Origin of the sequence: Photobacterium marinum, from assembly GCF_000331515.1 — a bacterium.
GTDB lineage: Bacteria > Pseudomonadota > Gammaproteobacteria > Enterobacterales > Vibrionaceae > Photobacterium > Photobacterium marinum.
In genome coordinates, this window is sequence record NZ_AMZO01000006.1 from 344,515 (window position 1) to 362,735 (window position 18,221).

The window sequence follows — 18,221 nt, forward strand, 5'->3', positions numbered from 1 at the left end:
CAAGCCTACGATGATCGCCATCGATAGTTGCTAGATGGAGCCTGACCAAGATGGTAAGCAAAGTTGAGATAGTGCCTAAGGGGCCGCAGTTTTCTGAATTAGTTCAGGGTTACTGGCGCCTTGCTGATTGGGATATGACCCCGGCAGAACGGCTTGTTTTCTTAAAGCAGCATATTGAAATGGGGATCACAACCGTTGATCACGCCGATATTTATGGTGATTACCATTGTGAAGCTCTGTTTGGAGAAGCTTTAGCATTAGAGCCGAGTTTGCGCGATCAGATTGAGATCGTCACCAAGTGTGATATCAAGCTGTGTTCTTCAACGTTCCCGCTGCGTAGAATCAATCATTACGATACTAGCAAAGAACATATCATCGAGTCGGTGAACAACTCGCTGTCCCGTTTGAATGTTGAAAACATTGATGTGTTACTGATCCACCGTCCAGATGTGTTGATGGATGCCGATGAAGTGGCTGAGGCGTTTGCAACGCTGAAGCAACAGGGGAAAGTGAATGATTTCGGGGTTTCGAACTTTTCACCGGCACAGTTTGATTTGTTGCAATCTCGCCTTGACGCGCCTTTGGTGACGAATCAGGTTGAGATCAACCCGCTGAATTTTGAGGTGGCCCATGACGGAACGCTGGATCTGTTGCAGATGAAACGCATTAAGCCGATGGCGTGGTCATGTCTGGCGGGCGGAGATATTTTTTCCGGTCAGTCTGAGCAACAGGTTCGGGTGAGGAATGAGTTGGAGTTGATTCGTGAGGAAGTCGGCGCTGAAAGTATTGATCAGGTGATTTATGCCTGGGTTCGCCGTCTGCCGTCAAAGCCGCTTCCAATTATTGGTTCAGGAAAGATTGAGCGGGTGCAGGCTGCGGTAAATGCGCTGGATATTGAACTTACTCGTGAGCAGTGGTTCCGAGTCTGGGGTGCTTCTAAAGGTCACGGTGTGCCTTAGGCGGAAATATTTCTCAATGTTAAAACAAAGGCCTCATCTGAGGCCTTTGTTGTTTCTACAAGCTAATTATTTTTTCAGTACCGGCGACTCAAATTCTTCCGGTTTCAGGGTAAGAACCGAGCATTGGATTTTATCCAGCATATATTCTGAGGTATTACCCATCAGGAAGCCGGCGATACCGGTTCGGGATACCGTCCCCATGATGACAAGGTCAATGTCATGACTGTTGATGTAATCAGGCAGTACTCGTTTGGCATTCCCCTCAAGCAACGTGATTTCAATTGGGGTTTCTGAACTTTCATAGGGTGTTGTCAATGCTTCCATTCGGACAGTGCGGTCGTCGCGCATTTGTTTTGCAATAACTGCGATTTCAAGATCTGTACTGCGGTTCCACTCGCGCAGGTAACCTTCACTTTCCAGTCGCCATGCATGACAAGGGTAGAGTGCTGCATTATTGATTGCGGCAAAGTCATGGCCAACCTGAAGGATCCTTTTATTGAGTTCGGCGCATTCAGCATCGGTCACATCAATAGAGGCGGCAACTTTTTTGATTTCCGCTTTTTTGTCCGGTAATGAACGGATAGCCCAGATTGGGGTTGGTGATTTGCGCATCAGGTGACGAGTTGTCGTACCCCATTTACAGGCTGTTTCTTTGTTATCTCTATGAGCATCAATAACAATCAGATCAGTGTTGCTGCTGGCTGCCTCTTTGATGATCTCGATAAATGGAATACCGACGATTACTTTGGTTTCAAAGGTGATATGAGGGTACTGGCTTTTTAGTTCCGTTACATAGTCTTCCAGTTGTCGCTCACATTGGTTGGTTTCGTGATCAAGCAGATTCAGTGTCGATACCGAATACTTACTGAGCTCTTTCATTTCAGTCAGTTCGGCTATGACGGTAAAAAGTGTGACGGTTGCTTTTTGCTTGTCGGCGAACAAAAAGGCCTGGTGGAAGGCTGTGCTGACAGTCTGCTTTGGGGCGATTGGAAATAGCAGGCGTTGATATGACATGTCAATCTCCACAGTGAATGGCATTGTTATTACTAAGTTTTGCCGAAAATTAGCTATATACCACTATTAATAGTAGTTTTTTTTGAAAACGACAGATTGCACTGTGTATTTGAGACTGTTGTCAGGGATTTAATCCCTAAACACCAGAGGTCACGCAGATATACTCTGATACCTGAATGACCTCTGCGTAATTGGTTTTAGTTACATTGTTTATAGGATTTTTTCTGTGCACATTGCGCTGTTTTCAGCGCCTCTTTGTAGTTTTCATCGTAAGGGTAGGCGTCAACCAATTGTTGGAAGGTTTCTACTGCCCGGGTGTTTTGTTTTTGGTTGTAGTACGCCCAGCCTTTCATCTCGGTCATACCGATTTCCGGGCCAAACTGTTGCTCGAAATTCTTACTCTGTTCGATGACGAACTGATAATCCTGTCGCTCGTATGCGTTCAGTATGTTCTGAGAGGCGCGCTGTTTGGCAAACAAGGCTTTATTTTCCGGCTGTTGTAGTTTTTCCGCTGAGGTTTCTGCCTGTTGTTGAAAGCCGGCTCGGTTTAGTGACAGTGAATAACCGAACAATGCATTCTCATATTCCTCTGTGTCTGCTTTTAACCCCTGAAGTGCTTTTTCAAAATCACGCTTCGCTGTGAGCGGACGTTTGAGCTTATACCATTGCCAGCCTGCAAGTGCGTGTTGTTCCGCAGTCATGCTTTTTTGCTGTTCCAGCAGCTTAAGGCAGGCCACAGGCTGTGACTCACAAGTGCTTGCCAGTTGCTTGGATTGCGCATCTGGTGTGTGCTTTTTCAGTCCCGGATAGCGTTTCACCCATTGGTTATAGACGGCATCATACTCTTCAGTTCGGTTGAGGCCATTCAGGCTAAGCAGTTTTCCTTCAATTTGCTTCTGACTGGGTTTACGCGACCAGTTCACAGTGCGATCAAACCACAACAGGGCGGCATCGTAATCTTCTTTTTCAAGATATTGCCAGCCTAACAGTTCTGAGCCGAGCGGGCAGTGAACCTTCTTGGCTTGCTTTGCTACCTGCTGTTGCAGTTTGGGATCGTTACTGTTGTCTGACAATTGTTCCAGATGAAGCTGATAGGCGAGGCTTGAATAGCCGGAAGCTTTATACGCCTTGCTTTGGCGATATTGATCCAGAACAGCGGGCCAGGTTGATTTTGCGGTCCACGACATAACTTTTTGTGTTGTACTGAAGCCATATTGCGAGCAGTTATTGGCAATGTTCTGGTATTTCTTTTGAGCCTCAGGGCCAAATCCTGTTCGGGTTTCATGTTTGAGATCAAGCCAGGTCCATTGGATTCGCTGACAGTTGCTCCAGTTCGGGTGTTTGTTTAATAAGTTTCCTGCGGTTTGATAGTTTCGCTTCTTCATCGCCGAGCTTAGTGCCGCCAGTTGGGACTGGTATTGCAGTTCTCCTGCGAGGTTTTCCGAAATAGGCTTGTGTTTTGCTGCTTGTTGAGCGGCTTTCCAGCCTTGTTTTTCGAGGATCTGCCAGATTGGTGTTTCATCAAAATGCCCGCGGTTGGCAGACTGTACTTTTATTGTGACGCCTTGCTCAAGTACTTGAATGTTAGAGTTGTCATTTGGTGTTTCACTGGCTACGGCAGGCAGTGCTCCGAGCAGGGCAAAATAGAAGGTTTTCATTGGCAGTACCTCTCATGAAAGGCAATGTGTGAGAACAGGATTAGGCTGGCTGAGTAATAGTCGTCTTTGAAATCCGGATGAGGTAGGGCGCTACGGTATTTGTAGGTTTGCTGACTGAGTTGGATAAGGGCAGCAACAGCATGAGCTCCGGTCGGAGGGTTGTAGCTGGCCATATCATTGTTAGTGACATTAATCCATGCGGAGTTGTTACCCTGTAACCATGAGTTGAAATTACGGTTGACTCCGTTATCGTATCCCCCCCAGATCAGATACAGGGGAATACGGTAGCTGGAATAGCTGAATCGGGCGGGAAACTGCTTTGCCGGGTGCCACTGTGTGTTGTTGAACTCAAGCCAGTCTGACGGCAGCTTATATTCACCGAAGCGGCTTTTATTCAGAATTGACTGCCCGCTTTGGTTCAGCTTTGCCCAGACTGGATTGTGGAGAGCGAAGTCATTGAAAGCCGGGTAAACCCAATAGGCCGGATTGATGATTGTGGATTCTGATTGTTTAAAGCCATAGCTGGCTGGTAACAGCGCATATTCTTGATCAACCTTAATGATATGAGTGTCGGACAGCTCTCTGATGATGGATTTTGCTTCCTTTGCATAGTGATTCCCCGGCCATTTTTGCTCTGCTTTCAGTAAGGCCCAGGCAATAAAAATGTCACCGTCACTAGCATTGTTCGGATCTGGTATATGAGGCGTTTTTTGTTGCCATTTCCACGAAAAAAGAGGATCACTTTGTCTTTGCAGCTTGGTTTTCGTCCATTTCCAGAGTTGGCGAAAGGAATAGTGATCGTTGAAAAAAACAGCCATTAACATGCCATAACCCTGGCTTTCGCTGTGGCTGATATTTTCATTGCCGTTGTCGACTACTCGCCCGTCGGAACTGACAAACTGCCGTTTGTAAAATGACCATAGTTTGTCATCACTGCGGGTATCACAGCCTTGTACTTTGGCCGTGACAGCTGCCTCGATATCAACGGGCATACAGCAAAAGACAATGAGTATCAGGGGGACTAAACCTTTTTTCATGATTTCTTTCCTAATTGTCGCTGTATAAAAATGGCCAGAGGAATAATCAGCCCGAATATCAGCAAGGGAAGCAGGTAAGGGTGGTAAATGAATCCGGCCCGAGCGAGTTGGATGTCGTCACGATAATTCGGTACTGCCTGACGTATGGCTCCGTTTTTAGCGTTTTCATCTTTATTGAGGTAGCTGTCTAACTTATTTTTCATTTCCGTGTTGGATTGAGCGTTAAAGCTGATCCGGCTCCAGCCTGATTCATCCAAAGCAGATAGCTGCCCGAACAAATTTAAAGAGTTTGCATGGCTGTATGTGTTGTTTTCAAACTGAAAAAAAGGCGACACAAAGTCGTTATTTACAGGGGACTCAGGCCTGTCAGCATCACTCATTTTTGACAATAAATAGCGTCTTAATTGATTCAGGTATCCGGCTTCCTCGTTTAGATTGACAGTAGCCTGTTGTTGATAGGCACCGACAGTAAAACTGAGATTAAGTGGTCGGGATTGAGTCGGGTTCGTGGTCAGCAGTAATCCAGGCATAGGCTCACGAGCCTTCAGGCTGATAAAGCTGATTAGCTGCCAGATTTCAGATAACGTTGAAGGCTCTGGGTAGTTTATTGTCAGTTGTGAACGGCTGCCGTTATGTGCTGCGATGACCAGTAGCTCTTTCGCCATAGTTTGTCTTTTGTCTGCCGGCAGATAGGTCACCCAGGCACCGAGCTTTACATTGGATGTCGGAGAGATGGATGCAGTAAAGGGATGGAAGCTGACTCCCTCTTTATGGTGATGTTTTTGAGCTGGGCCATAAAGCTCAATGTTTAGTGTGTTCAGCCCGGGACGTAATTTGTTCATCGGAAATGTCAGGCGGTAGTGTTGAGAATCACGCCAGTAGCTGGTTCGTAACGGTGTGCTGTTGGCGTATTCACCATTGATCCTGACAACCATCGCAGCTTCACCAGGTTTGATGTGAGGGTGGTTTAACAGTAGGTTTATCTGGGCTGTTTCCTCCTTATTGACCAGAATATTAGCCGGTATCATCAGGGGTATAGTTAATGGTGTGCCGCCAAATTGCAGCTGGTTCGTGAAATGTTCGATTGGGTATTTATGGTTACTGATCAGTTTGGCTTTTTGAATCGGTTGGTAATGCCCGACTAATGTGTAGGTTTGAGCTGGTAACTCGAAATTCGGTGCAGCGAAATGTTGTGCTGCATGAAGCAGCTCATTTTCATCACGACCCGAGACAATGAGTACTCTGCTTTTCTGTTTGACATCATGGTGGATACCAAGGAATGGACCTTGAATTTCGTTTAGCAACTGAGCCGGTAATGACGGGATGGAAAGAAGTTGTGTCTGGGTGCCGTAAATCAGGCGTACATCGGACTTTGAAACTGGTGAGCCTGTACTGAGCGGAAAATAGCTGAACTTATATTTGTCTGAATGGCTGCGAAGTGTCCACCCTTGTACCAGCAAGCTGGCGACAGAAAGCGAGGCATCACTGTAGCCCGGAGACGCACTTTCCAGCCTGATAGGGTGCTGGTGGAACTGACCACTTTTAATAAGTTTGCTGAAGCCGGACAAGTTTGGATCATAAGGTTTTGGGCTGTATGTAAGTTCAAAGTAGGATTTGTCTGTAAGAATTTCGGTTGTGGCTTCTGAGGCTTCGATCTTTTGCTCGGATACCGCCATAGTTGATGGCAGCAAATGGTTTACTGAAATAGTTAATTGATTGCCGTATTGGACAAGGTGATCAGGTGTCAGCTCTGCAATCACTTGTTTCTGAGATTGGCTGGAATCAAATTGGACAGTAGCCAGAGGCTTGTTGCCAATGTGAAGCAACAGGGTTGCCTGGCGCATGTTCATGGACTGTTCAAGCGTGAGGGCTATACGGATGTTTTCAGCTTGTTGGTTATCCAATACCGTAAGCGGAAAACTAATTTTGTCCCACTGCCCGCGTAATACCGGTTTACGATCATCGGGCAGCAGATATGACAGCGGGACTTTGATAGTTTCCGCTTGCACCTGAAAGGCAATCAAAAAGCTGAGTAATATCAGGATTAACTGTTTCATAAGCTCAGCTCCTTTGCAGCTTGAGGTTGGTTTGCGTGGTGTTTTTTTGTTTTGAGCGTGTGAATCGCACCAAGGGCATTCGTTACGCTGGACGTAGCCACGCGGCAAAAATGCATCAGTGAACCCAAAATCCCTTTGCGTTGTGACTCTTCAAAGTTTCGTCTTTGCAGCCATCGTTCACTGTGGGCAAACACAATTCCGGTGAAGGTGCTAAGTGCTTTGCTATCTGTGTTCAGAAGTGTGCAACTGACAGACAGGCCTTCAGTGGTTGGCTGACTATTACGCACTTTCATCGTAAAGGTATGTGGTTTAAGTTTGGGTTTGCTGTTTGAGTTGCCGGGATTTGGGTCGATAAAACAGGTCAGCTTGATTGCCTGATCAGGTTTCAGTGCGGGCATGTTGCGGCTGACTGTTATGCGGGCACCGTGAATGGAGGCATCATGAACTTTAGCCTGCAATTTTTCTTCTCCTGCTGTTAAAAGCGCCGGTATGTCGCAGCGAATACGGGGCTCAGAACGGCGTTGGATTTTCTCAAGAACCGCTCCCAGGCTGGTTGCGCAAAGCAGCAAGTTGAGGGTGTTGAATCCTAGTACGACCGCAAGCTGTCCCTGTTCGATTGGATAGTTGATCATCCGGTAAATGCCCCAGACTTCAGCTGTAGCTATAAGTCCGAACAGGACGAACATCACCGGAGCTAAGGTTGAAAAGTGGGTATGGTCGGTGGTTTCCCCTTTCGGTGTGACTGCAAAGCTGGGCTTTTTCGGGCTGACGAGAACTGAGAGTACAGGGATGAAAAGGAAGATTGAAAGTACCGTCTCATAGAACTCTGAAAACAGGGTGTGGCGGGTTTTCCCGAACAGGTGCTGGGTAACCAACATACTGATGAGCAAGTGCGGTATGGCATAGACCAGGAAGTCATTGGCATTACCGACGAAAATTTGCAGATCGAACAGCAAATAACAAAGTGGAGCTAACAGGTACATCATTCTGAATAGCGGGAAAAACCAGAACAGGGTGGAGTTCAGGTAGCTGAACTTTTGTGGCCAGCTTAACCCGCGTTTGAACAATGGATTGTTGAGCAGGAATATCTGTACCATTCCCTGTGCCCAGCGTGATCGTTGGGTGACATAAGCGCCGAAGGTGTCTGGTGACAGACCGGCAATCATCGCACGGTTGAAGTAGGCGCTGTTCCAACCTTTGGCATGCATATCCAGTGCGGTGTCAGCGTCTTCAGTTATGGTTCGGGTTGCAATCCCTCCGACATCCAGCAGAGCGGTTCTTCGCATTACAGCGGCGGAACCGCAGAAGAAGCTAGCATTCCAGAAATCCATCCCTGACAGAATACGGTTGTAGAACATCTCGTTCTCAGACGGCATTTTGTCTTCCAGGCCGAGGTTTCGCTCAATCGGTCCGGGAGTGACGAAGAAGTGCGGTGTTTGAACAAATCCAAGTTTGGGTTGCTGTTGGAACATGCCGACTGTGTTTAACAGGAAGTCTCGTGATGGCACATGGTCAGCGTCCAGGATAAGAATTAATTCACCATTGCTGTGCTCAAGGGCATGATTGATATTACCTGCTTTGGCGCTGATGTTAGCCGGGCGGGTCAGGTAATTGGCGCCGAGTTCGCGGCATAGTACTTTCAGGCTGTCAGCTCTTTGTTTTGCCTGCTGTGCTTTCACTGGATCATTGTCATTGAGTTTTTGCTGTGTTCCGCCATCGTCCAGCACCCAGACATTGACTGTTCCGGGGTAGTCCATTTGTATCGCGGCAGAGATGGTCGGCGAAACAACCTTGATAGATTCATCATAGGTCGGAATGAAGACATCAATAGTGGGAACCGGGAGTGTGGTGTCAATTGGTACTACATCTCGGTTTCGTTTCCTGACATTAATGAACATACCCAGCAAGGAAATGGTGATGCCATAGCATTCTGTGACAAGTAGCGCGATGGCAAAAGGCATGTCCATACTGCTTTCGACTGGCAGGGTTTCAGTAAATCGCCACCAAAGGTAGCGTAAGGAAATAACAGCACCGGTGATCAACATAACAAGGTGAAGAAGTTTTCTTTCACCTGACGTCATGGCGACTAAAGCAATCAGTAAGGCACTGCCGGATAGCCATAGATGGGCTTCTACCGTGACTTTCAGTGTCGCCAGAAAACCGATGGCAGCAATAATACAGAGCACAGCCAGCACTTTTACCCATTTCATTGAACTTGTTTTTTCCATTTCAGAGTTCCTCTAGATAGAAGCTGGGCTTAAGTGCATCTAACCAGGCATAGTGTTCTGGTTTAGTTTCCGGTGTGCAGTACTGGGCAAAAACGGAAAGCCATTTGTCTTCTTTGCGGGTGTATTGGCGGGCATAGACGCACGATTCGCCATTAGCTTCCGGTGATACCCAGCGGGTGTAGGGACCGATAGCATTGTGGGTTTTCTCCCCTTGTGTTTGAGGAAGCGAAAATGAAAACAAAGAAGGTGGAGTCTCAACAGGGGTGTTACTCACAATTTGAACTATGACATTTTCACCACTGTGATAGGTGTTGTTTTCTAACTCAGACCAGAACCAGACTTGCTGATTACGTTGTTGTTTGTAACTGGCTTTAATTTCGACACCATCAGGAAAAACCGGCAACTGATAACCATGGATTGCGGCCGGGTCATTGAAGGTATGCACCGTATGTTGGGTGGATTGGCACCCGGTTATTCCTGTACATAACCCAGTACAGATGCCGATAGCTTTGCTGATAGATATTATTTTTTCCATGCCACTCTCCTTGTCGCTATGGAAATGACATAGCAAAAGTGCGACCACTTCTTAGAATTGAGCCTAGTGTGCTGAAAGTAAGGATAATTCTCAGTACCGGAACAAGAGCGGTTCCAAAATGAAAATGAAATTGCATATGCCACATTGCTATTTGCAATCACATGCTCTTGATAACCGCGGGTTAGTTTCGATATAGCCTCTACTTTTATGTGGTTTATTTAACCTGGGTCTCTTTTTTGGACAAAAATCCCATAAACAGAACATGGGTATCAATTCCTCATCTAAGCTTGATACGAAAATAATGGGTTACATAGTTAGCTGTCATGTAACGGAGCAAAGAAGCAAATAAACAAAAGCAATGTACGTGGATGAGGGTTGGTTATGGACAATGAAAAGTTGGCTATACGATACTGGCTTTGGATCCTGTCGGTGATGGTGCTGATCGTTGGTTTTTTCTGGTCGGCTACCGTAAATGCTGAGCCCAAAGCGTTAATAATGAAACCATTCAAACAGTTGAGTGAACAAAGTAAGGAGTGTGCAGCCTGTCATAAAAAAAATAATCCGTCTATCTACGCCCAATGGGGGCGTTCGAAACATTATGGTGCCAACGTCGGGTGTTATGAATGCCACAAAGCTGATCCTGGCGATAAAGATGCAATTAAACACGAAGGCCATCATATTGCAGTAATCGTTTCGCCGAAGGATTGTGGTCAGTGCCACAATCAGGAAGTGGATGAGTTTGCCAAGAGCCACCACGCCAAAGCCGGGCAGATTATCGGTTCACTGGATAATTTTCTTGCGGAGGTGGTAGAAGGGGCTTTAACCCTGAATGGAGAGTCACCGGCAGCGGTTAACGGTTGCTGGCAGTGCCACGGTTCAGAGGTCAAAGTGATGGAAAACGGTGATTTGGATCCGACCACCTGGCCAAATACCGGTATTGGCCGGATTAACCCTGACGGTTCTGTTGGTGCCTGTAGCGCCTGTCACCAGCGGCATGAATTCGATATGGTGCAGGCTCGCCGTCCTGAAGCTTGTGGTAAATGTCATCTTGGACCAGACCATCCGCAAAAAGAAATCTATGAAGAATCGAAGCATGGCATTAATTTCTATGCCCATGTTGATCGGATGAACATGGATTCAGCGAAGTGGATCGTCGGTGAGGATTACGATGCCGCTCCTACCTGTGCAACCTGTCATATGTCAGCAACCCGTGAGCTGCCGGTAACCCATGATGTGGGGGATCGGATTTCATGGACTCTGCGCCCGGCTATCTCTGAGAAAATTGACGCCAAAGATATCGCCATGGGTAAAAAGACAAAAAGCTGGCAGGATCGCCGTAAAGATATGCGCAATGTATGTCAGGCCTGTCATACCAAGTCAATGATCGACAGTTTTTATATCCAGTTTGATTCATTGGTTGAGCTCTACAACGATAAGTTTGCCCGTCCGGGTAAGGCACTGATGACCACCCTGAGCAAAGAGGGCATGATCACTGAAACCGGTTTTGATGAAGAGATTGAATGGACCTGGTTCTATCTCTGGCACCATGAAGGCCGTCGGGCCCGCCACGGTGCAGCCATGCAGGCGCCGGATTATGTCCAGTGGCATGGTATGTATGAAGTTGCTGAACGCTTCTATATCGAAATGGTGCCTCAGTACCTGGAGCTGGTGGAAAAAGCAGAGCATAAAGGCAATAAAGAGGGAGCAGAGCGTGCCCGTAAGGTGCTGCAGGAAATTCTCGACAGGCCTGAACATGCCTGGTTTACCGGTAAAGAGCCTGAGTCGGTGAAAGAAGCCCGTAAGAAAGCTCAGGCTGAATTCAAGGCCCGCTATTTGAGCGAAAGTAAGGAATGATATCCGGGGAGGCCGGGAAACCGGCCTGACTCCTGAGTGAGGAACTATGGGAGAAAAATTATCTCGGACGCAACGCTTGTGGCGATGGCTGAAGAAGCCACTGTTATGGGGGATCCCGATCGGGGTCTTCGTGGCGGTGTTGATGGTGGGAGCATTTCAGGGTGTGATGGTTGCGTCCAATCAAAATTCATTCTGTTTCAGTTGCCACCTGGCCATGGATACCATTGTCCAGGAATACAAGGCTTCGCCGCACTACATCAGTGATGATGAGGTATTGGCTACTTGCGCAGACTGCCATGTGCCCCAGGGCTTTGTCGATAAGATGAAAGTGAAGATTGCGGCTACAGCAGATATCTATCATATGTTCAAAGGAACGATAACCAAGGAGAATTTCGAACAGCATCGTCCGCGACTGGCAAAAATGGTGTGGGACGACATGGTGGCGAATGACTCGGAAGCCTGCCGGACTTGTCACGTCGGTGATAATTTCGACTTAAGTCGCCAGCCGCAGCGGGCTCGCCTGAACCATGAGCTGATGGAAAGCCGCGGGGAGACCTGTATCAACTGCCATACCGGCATTGCTCATAAACGGATCACGATCGAGTGATCAGTGTGGTAATACAAAAAGACGCTACCTGAAGTAGCGTCTTTTCTTTTATGTCATTTTCAATATGTCACACGATCGGTGTGACAATGAAAAAGGGTTTTATTTAGTAGGATCAATGGTCAGCGGTGCGAACGTTGCCTGTGCATTGTTGTTGGCACCCTGACGATCTTTATAGCGTTTACCCTGACGAATGGTGTAGTAAACATCAACAAAGTCGTCATCGTTGGTCATCCAGCTATCTGGGATTGCTGCAAGTACCTTGTTAGTCAGCTCAGGAATGATGGCATAGGCTTTTACTTCAGGATCCGGGTAAGCACTCAGTGCTGCTTTAGCAACATCCAACAGGGTGCTGGCCAGCTCTTTGTAGTTAGTGCCGTCGTCTTTTTCCATTAGCAGTACATCTGCCGCAGACCAGCGGTAGCGATCCCAGTAAATCATGATTTGTTCTGGGCTGTAGTCGGTTTCGCTGTAATCAAGATAAGGCATGTCGACAATATCAAGTACTGGTTCGTCACGGCTTGGATTCACACCGGTAACGATGGCATAAATTTCCGCTTTGCCTGAGATCCATGGCTCGTGATCATCTTTCAGGCGGATCTTCTTAAGTACAGTCGTTGAGATTGAAGGTGTTGCTGCATCCATGGTCATTGCCATCGCACGTGGTGCAGGAGCTGCTTCTGGTTGTTCGCCCTGAAGACGCTTGATTTCGTCATTCATGGCTTTGATACCGGCTTTAAGTTCTTCACGGCTGTTAGTGTCGACAACCAGTACCGGACGATCCGGTGCTTCGTAAACATCTAGCAGGTGAATATTACCATCAACGTCGTAGGCTTCGATGTATTGCCAGTCTTCATCATTGCCGTCCGGTTCCCAGGCAAACAGTGGTGACTGACCAGCCTGCCAGCGAGCTAGCATCTGAGGATCTGCCAGGCGCAGTTCCATGATTTCATTGGTGTAATCTGTGATGCCTTTTTTGTCCCGCAGCACCATGTCAGTTTCCATCATGTTGCGGGCGAAGGCTGCAGAGCGCTTGCTGCGCTTCAGGGTTTTCAGTGGCGCATTTAACTGATACTGGTCGATTTGTTGGTGCAGTAATGGTGCCAACTGTTTGTATTGACCGCTGAGTTTATAAGCGAGGTCCCGTTTGGCTTCAGCAGTAGAAAATTGAGAAGAATGAGTGCTGTAGCTTGTGTTATCAAATGAAGTATTAACAGCTGTTTCCGGGGCGGCCTGAGCACAAGGAACCGCAAGCATTCCCATCGCCACTGCCAGAGGTAGAATTTTATTCATACCTAAATCCTTATTGTTATTAATATTAAATCAATGCATAGCAACTTTTTGCATTTGTAATATTTATCTCACCGGGGTTGTATTTGTACAACGAATACTTCTGCGTCTTGTGATGCTTGTTCAGTAATAACAGGTGGGCTAATCGGAAATAATAAAAGCGGTACTTATTTATAAAATAGCGGCAATTGGTGAGCTATCTGACTGATATTAAATGGTGGGAGAATATGAAGGAATGTCACACTTGCTATTATTCTAATCGATTGGTATTTTATTTTTTGCGATTTTGATCCTAAAAAAATACGGCTGTAATTAACTAATAGCTACAGTCTGTCATGCTATTGTCCTTAATATTACTTTCCACTGATACAGTTAATGATATGAAGACGCTAATCAATGAATGGAGTGCAAGGTTACTCACTGCAATCATTATGGGCCTGCTGGTCACTCCGGTTATTTATATTATCTTAGGCGCCATATTGGATTTTCCATATGCCTTCGATACTGTATCTATACCGCTGGTGCTGATTTCACAGGGCGTACTGATTTACTTTTATCTGTTCTCCCGGGTGAAGTTCACCTTCAAGCGCCTTGCAGTGGAAGCGGTATGTTGGTTTTCGGTATTAATATATAACTTTATAGCTTCCGGTTTTAATTTTTTCATCGCCGGTGAAAAGTTTGGTGCTTTTAGCTGTATGTTCTTACTGGCGGTATTTATTAGCTGGCAGTTATTTAATGGTTATCACGGTGAATTAGAGCGTCGTGTAATGAGAATAAAGCCGGCACTGACATGTGCAATATCGACGTCGGTTATTCTTGTCAGTATGTTCGGTGTAATGATTTTTGCGTTGAGCCCGGCCAGATTTATATAACAGAACAATTTGATTTATTTCATTGAAAAGGCTGCATTTTTGCAGCCTTTTTTAGTTTTGAACGGAATCGATTTAGGGAATTAACCGATGATTTACTCGGCTGTTGCCAGGTATTTCTCCATCTCGGCCGCCGGAACCATGCCGCCCCCGGTAGCCCAAACCAGGTGCGTGGCATTTCGCAATTTCTCTGGTGTCAGATCCATGCGTGTAAGGTATTCGCTGTTTTGTTCAACATGTACCGCGCCAACCATTCCGGCCAGTGCTGACGGCTCAAGCTGAACATCTTCAGTTTTGCTCAGCAGCCCCAGCAGGTTGTACATTTCCTGATCTTCAATAGAGTAATAACCGTCCAGCAGACGCTCCATTGCCCGGCCGACAAAACCGGAAGCTCGTCCTACTGCCAGACCGTCAGCAGCGGTAATGTTGTCGATACCCAGATCCTGTACCGCAATCTTATCGTGCAGGCCAGTGTACACACCCAGCATCATGCAAGGTGAATGTGTCGGTTCGGCAAAGATACAATGAACGTTATCACCAAAAGCCAGTTTTAGGCCAAAGGCCACACCGCCCGGACCACCGCCGACACCGCAAGGCAGGTAAACAAACAGTGGGTTGTCATTGTCGACTGTGATGTTCATATCAGCAAATTGCTTTTTCAGTCGCTCTCCGGCAACGGAATAGCCCAGGAACAGGTTCTTCGAGTTTTCATCATCGATAAAGAAGCACATAGGATCGTGAGCAGCTTCCTCGCGGCCTTTCTCAACGGCGACACCATAGTCCGACTGGTATTCAATGACGTTAACGCCGTGGGAGCGTAGTTTGTTTTTCTTCCACTCACGGGCATCGGCCGACATGTGAACACTGACGTTAAAGCCCAGCTTGGCGCTCATGATGCCAATCGACATGCCAAGGTTACCGGTTGAGCCGACAGCGATACTGTACTGGCTGAAGAACTGTTTAAATTCGTCTGAGCTCAGCTTTTCATAGTTGTCGTCTTCAGACAGCAGGCCGGCATCCAGCGCCAGTTTTTCAGCATGTTTGAGCACTTCGTAGATCCCGCCACGAGCTTTAATTGAGCCTGAAATTGGCAGGTGGCTGTCTTTTTTCAGCAGCATTTTGCCTTTGATATCTGTGTTGTAACGAGCACCTAGCTCTGCCTGCATGGTCGGGATTGGCTGGATTTCAGATTCAATGATCCCTTTTGATACCGCCGTTTCCGGGAATGCTTTGCACAGGTAAGGTGCGAAACGCTTCAGACGGTCACTGGCATCTTTAATATCCTCAGCCGTCAGGCCGACATATGGCAGACCTTCTTCGAGTGTGGTGATGTTCGGGTTAAACCATACCAGCTCTTTTAAATCGATCAGCTGTTGAACCAGGGGGTATTGTTCGATGAGTTTGGCGATTTGTTCTTTATTCACAGTATTTCTCTTTTTCTAATCAGATGATGTAAGACAGCAGGAATGTTCCGCCCAGAGCGATAACGGAGGCGATGGCGGTTGCTGTTGTGTAATATTTGAACGTGTCATTCAGGCTCGCTCCGGAATACTGTTTGACCAGCCAGAACAGCGAATCAGTCACGATTGTACAGCCAATTGCACCGGAGCCGATGGCAAGAGTAATAATTTCCGGGGATACGTCCGGGTACAGAGCCAGCATTGGTGACACGATGGCAGTTGAGCCCATCATGGCTACTGTGGCTGAACCGACTGCTGCGTGCATTACCAGGGCAACCAGCCATGCCAAAAGAATCGGATGCATGTGCCAGCCCGCCAGAATAGTTGCCAGGCCATCACCCAGTCCGCTTGCATTCAGCACGCCGTTAAACGCACCGCCCGCGCCGATGATCAGCAGGATATTGGCAATTGATGAGAAACAGTTTTCAGTTTTATCCAGCAACTGAGTCATCTTCATATTTTGCTTCAGGCCCAATAGGTAATAGGCGTTCAGCGCGGCAATGAACATCGCAGTAATTGGGTTACCGATAAATTCGATAACTGTATACAGCGTAGTGCCTTCTTCCAGTCGTAGTTCTGCACCGGTTTTCAGCAGCATCAGTGCAATAGGCAGCAAAATGGTGAACAGGGTTGCACCCAGCGACGGTAGATCTTTTTCGTCGATTTCGTTGTTTGATGCCAGTTCGGCCGGAACTTCAGTAAACGGCAGGCGGTTACCGACAAACTTGAGAAACAGTGGGCCGCCAATCAGTGCGGTTGGCAGGCCAAGCAGGAAGCCGTAAAGGATAACTGTACCTACATCAGCCCCCAGGGCATTGGTGACATACAGCGCAGCAGGGTGCGGAGGCATGATGCAGTGAACCGTCATTAGTGCGGTTCCCAGTGGGATTGCCAGCTTCAGTAGTGAGGTATTGGTTTTCTTGGCGATAGAGAAAGCAAGAGGGATCAGCAGAACCACACCGACTTCAACAAAAAGGGTGATACCGCAAACCAGGCCTATCAGCACCATGACCACATCTGCCGATACATAAGGAAGGCGCTGCAGGGCAATACCGATCCGTTCGGCGGCACCGGAGATTTCCATCATTTTACCCAGGATAGTCCCGAGACCAATAACGATGGCAAGGAAGCCCAACGTACCGCCAACTCCGCTTTCAACAGCATTGATCATTTCGACGGGGTTCATTCCCATCACACTGCCGACAAAAAAACTGGAGAAGAGTAACGCCAGGAAAGGGTGAATTTTGAGTTTGATTATGGTGAACACAATTAATGCAATCGAGCTGATTAATGTGCCGAATATCCACATGTCTGAGTACATATACTTGTCCTTGTCTGTCTTGTAGCTTTTGTTTCTGGCTCTTGTTTCGGTTGCTATTAAATCCGGCGGGTAAATGACTGACAAACGATCAATATTCAGCTCTTGGTTGAGCTCAGTTCATACAAAAAGGTGATGAGATTCAAAAATGGGGTGTTTGTGACGATATGCTTCACACAAATAAATATGAAACCGCGACAGAGATTGATGTAGGACGTACTGTTAGTGCCACTTAACAGGGCCTGATTGTTAATACCATGTATACGAAAAACCTCCCTTTAACAGGAAATATGCTGTTAAACGGCTACCAATTATCTAAGTTGCATACCTTTGAAGTTGCGGCTCGCTACCTTTCTTTTTCAATGGCGGCAGAAGAGTTGTCATTAAGTCCAAGCGCTATCAGCCATAGGATCGCCGGGCTTGAAGAGGAGCTCGGTTTTAAGCTGTTTGAACGCTTTCATCGTCGAATAAAGCTGACTAGTGAAGGAGAACGGATTTACACCGCATTGCAGTCATCGCTGGCATTGATCAATCAGGAAGTTGCTGAGATCCGCAACAATGAGATCTCCGGTGCTTTGACGGTGTATTCCCGTCCTTCTATAGCTCAATGCTGGTTGGTACCCAAGCTGGCTGATTTTCATCGTCGCCATCCCTCGATCACCCTGGATATACTGACTGGGAACGAGAACATCAACTTTAGTAACTACAATATCGATCTCGCGATTTACTACGATAACCAGCCTCCGGAAGGTCTGAATTGTGAGCCTTTGATGAGTGAATCCATTGTGCCGGTATGCAGCCGAGAATATGCCGAGCAGCATGAGTTGTTTGATAACCCTTCCGCACTGCAAAATTGCACTTTGCTGCACGATAAGCAGGCATGGGATTATCGCTCTGGTTTTGACGAATGGCAGTTCTGGTTCAGAGCATTCGGACTGGAGAACATGGAATGCCATGCCGGGATCGGGTTTGATCGTTCAGATCTGTCTATCGTAGCTGCTATTCATCATGCAGGTGTTGCTATGGGGCGAAGCACATTGATCGGTAAGCGGCTACAGAGCGGGGAGTTGGTGAAGCCTTTCCCTGAGCTGGAGATAGATTGCCAGCATAATTACTATCTGGTCACACCAAACCGGGACTATAACCCGAGGGTGAAAGTGTTTGTTGAGTGGCTCAGGGACATGTCAGGTGCTTGCTGATTAGTAATAAAGTGAACATTAATCCTTAAACTATGACCGTCGCCAAATCTGATGGGACAAATGTCCTCATTGGTGCCTTGTGGCTTTTCTTACAATGGCTGCAACTTCTGGCAATCATGTCAACAACTACAAGAAAAGG

Annotated in this window: 14 protein-coding genes; 5 read left to right on the plus strand and 9 right to left on the minus strand. The window is 47.1% G+C overall.

Features of this window, described 5'->3' with window-relative positions; all coding sequences use genetic code 11:
- The first annotated feature begins 50 nt into the window (after nucleotides 1-50).
- Nucleotides 51-959, plus strand: a complete 909-nt coding sequence (locus C942_RS06045; RefSeq protein ID WP_007463632.1) for an aldo/keto reductase — start codon at nucleotides 51-53, stop codon at nucleotides 957-959.
- Nucleotides 960-1,025: 66 nt separating this feature from the next.
- Here C942_RS06045 and C942_RS06050 read toward each other — a convergent pair whose 3' ends face one another.
- The 6 genes from C942_RS06050 to C942_RS06075 all read right to left on the minus strand — a co-directional run bounded on the left by C942_RS06050 (nucleotide 1,026) and on the right by C942_RS06075 (nucleotide 9,488).
- Nucleotides 1,026-1,973 carry a universal stress protein gene (locus C942_RS06050; RefSeq protein ID WP_007463634.1) on the minus strand — a complete coding sequence of 316 codons (948 nt, stop codon included), beginning with the start codon at nucleotides 1,971-1,973 and terminating at the stop codon, nucleotides 1,026-1,028.
- Nucleotides 1,974-2,170: 197 nt separating this feature from the next.
- Nucleotides 2,171-3,631, minus strand: coding sequence for a hypothetical protein (locus C942_RS06055; RefSeq protein ID WP_007463636.1), 1,461 nt, complete (start codon nucleotides 3,629-3,631; stop codon nucleotides 2,171-2,173).
- Nucleotides 3,628-4,668 (minus strand): glycosyl hydrolase family 8, encoded by a 1,041-nt coding sequence (locus tag C942_RS06060; protein ID WP_007463638.1) that lies wholly within the window; start codon nucleotides 4,666-4,668, stop codon nucleotides 3,628-3,630. The genes C942_RS06055 and C942_RS06060 overlap by 4 nt, the downstream gene beginning before the upstream one ends.
- Complete coding sequence (locus C942_RS06065; protein ID WP_007463640.1) at nucleotides 4,665-6,725, minus strand: cellulose biosynthesis cyclic di-GMP-binding regulatory protein BcsB; 2,061 nt, start codon at nucleotides 6,723-6,725, stop codon at nucleotides 4,665-4,667. The genes C942_RS06060 and C942_RS06065 overlap by 4 nt, the downstream gene beginning before the upstream one ends.
- Complete coding sequence (gene bcsA / locus C942_RS06070; protein WP_007463642.1) at nucleotides 6,722-8,953, minus strand: UDP-forming cellulose synthase catalytic subunit; 2,232 nt, start codon at nucleotides 8,951-8,953, stop codon at nucleotides 6,722-6,724. Before bcsA ends, C942_RS06065 begins: the two co-directional genes overlap by 4 nt.
- A 1-nt stretch (nucleotide 8,954) precedes the next feature.
- Nucleotides 8,955-9,488 carry a hypothetical protein gene (locus tag C942_RS06075; protein ID WP_007463644.1) on the minus strand — a complete coding sequence of 178 codons (534 nt, stop codon included), beginning with the start codon at nucleotides 9,486-9,488 and terminating at the stop codon, nucleotides 8,955-8,957.
- Between the two features lie 381 nt (nucleotides 9,489-9,869).
- Here C942_RS06075 and C942_RS06080 point away from each other — a divergent pair, with 381 nt between their 5' ends.
- Both C942_RS06080 and C942_RS06085 read left to right on the plus strand, forming a co-directional pair.
- Entirely contained in the window at nucleotides 9,870-11,342 is a 1,473-nt protein-coding gene (locus C942_RS06080; protein ID WP_007463646.1) for a multiheme c-type cytochrome, read from the plus strand.
- A 76-nt stretch (nucleotides 11,343-11,418) separates the two neighbouring features.
- Nucleotides 11,419-11,949, plus strand: coding sequence for a NapC/NirT family cytochrome c (locus C942_RS06085; RefSeq protein WP_232428137.1), 531 nt, complete (start codon nucleotides 11,419-11,421; stop codon nucleotides 11,947-11,949).
- A gap of 99 nt (nucleotides 11,950-12,048) precedes the next feature.
- On the opposite strand, the gene C942_RS06090 is transcribed toward C942_RS06085, so the two are convergent.
- Nucleotides 12,049-13,239: a DUF3103 family protein gene (locus tag C942_RS06090; RefSeq protein ID WP_007463650.1), complete on the minus strand. Its 1,191-nt coding sequence runs from the start codon at nucleotides 13,237-13,239 to the stop codon at nucleotides 12,049-12,051.
- 377 nt (nucleotides 13,240-13,616) lie between these two features.
- On the opposite strand from C942_RS06090, the gene C942_RS06095 reads away from it, so the two are divergent.
- On the plus strand, nucleotides 13,617-14,108 hold the full coding sequence (locus C942_RS06095; RefSeq protein WP_007463652.1) for a hypothetical protein: 492 nt from the start codon (nucleotides 13,617-13,619) through the stop codon (nucleotides 14,106-14,108).
- Between the two features lie 92 nt (nucleotides 14,109-14,200).
- Here C942_RS06095 and dsdA read toward each other — a convergent pair whose 3' ends face one another.
- Nucleotides 14,201-15,529: a D-serine ammonia-lyase gene (dsdA, locus tag C942_RS06100; RefSeq protein ID WP_007463654.1), complete on the minus strand. Its 1,329-nt coding sequence runs from the start codon at nucleotides 15,527-15,529 to the stop codon at nucleotides 14,201-14,203.
- 19 nt (nucleotides 15,530-15,548) lie between these two features.
- Entirely contained in the window at nucleotides 15,549-16,886 is a 1,338-nt protein-coding gene (gene dsdX, locus C942_RS06105; protein WP_007463656.1) for a D-serine transporter DsdX, read from the minus strand.
- A gap of 254 nt (nucleotides 16,887-17,140) precedes the next feature.
- On the opposite strand from dsdX, the gene dsdC reads away from it, so the two are divergent.
- Nucleotides 17,141-18,082, plus strand: coding sequence for a DNA-binding transcriptional regulator DsdC (gene dsdC / locus C942_RS06110; protein WP_036798901.1), 942 nt, complete (start codon nucleotides 17,141-17,143; stop codon nucleotides 18,080-18,082).
- Nucleotides 18,083-18,221: the final 139 nt, after the last annotated feature.

Coding starts and splice junctions, on each gene's coding strand:
- C942_RS06060 (WP_007463638.1), bottom strand. CDS start 4,668: ATGAAAAAAGGTTTAGTCCCCCTGATACTCATTGTCTTTTGCTGTATG.
- C942_RS06055 (WP_007463636.1), bottom strand. CDS start 3,631: ATGAAAACCTTCTATTTTGCCCTGCTCGGAGCACTGCCTGCCGTAGCC.
- dsdX (WP_007463656.1), bottom strand. CDS start 16,886: ATGTACTCAGACATGTGGATATTCGGCACATTAATCAGCTCGATTGCA.
- C942_RS06065 (WP_007463640.1), bottom strand. CDS start 6,725: ATGAAACAGTTAATCCTGATATTACTCAGCTTTTTGATTGCCTTTCAG.
- C942_RS06050 (WP_007463634.1), bottom strand. CDS start 1,973: ATGTCATATCAACGCCTGCTATTTCCAATCGCCCCAAAGCAGACTGTC.
- C942_RS06080 (WP_007463646.1), top strand. CDS start 9,870: ATGGACAATGAAAAGTTGGCTATACGATACTGGCTTTGGATCCTGTCG.
- C942_RS06045 (WP_007463632.1), top strand. CDS start 51: ATGGTAAGCAAAGTTGAGATAGTGCCTAAGGGGCCGCAGTTTTCTGAA.
- bcsA (WP_007463642.1), bottom strand. CDS start 8,953: ATGGAAAAAACAAGTTCAATGAAATGGGTAAAAGTGCTGGCTGTGCTC.
- C942_RS06075 (WP_007463644.1), bottom strand. CDS start 9,488: ATGGAAAAAATAATATCTATCAGCAAAGCTATCGGCATCTGTACTGGG.
- dsdC (WP_036798901.1), top strand. CDS start 17,141: ATGTATACGAAAAACCTCCCTTTAACAGGAAATATGCTGTTAAACGGC.
- C942_RS06090 (WP_007463650.1), bottom strand. CDS start 13,239: ATGAATAAAATTCTACCTCTGGCAGTGGCGATGGGAATGCTTGCGGTT.
- C942_RS06095 (WP_007463652.1), top strand. CDS start 13,617: ATGAAGACGCTAATCAATGAATGGAGTGCAAGGTTACTCACTGCAATC.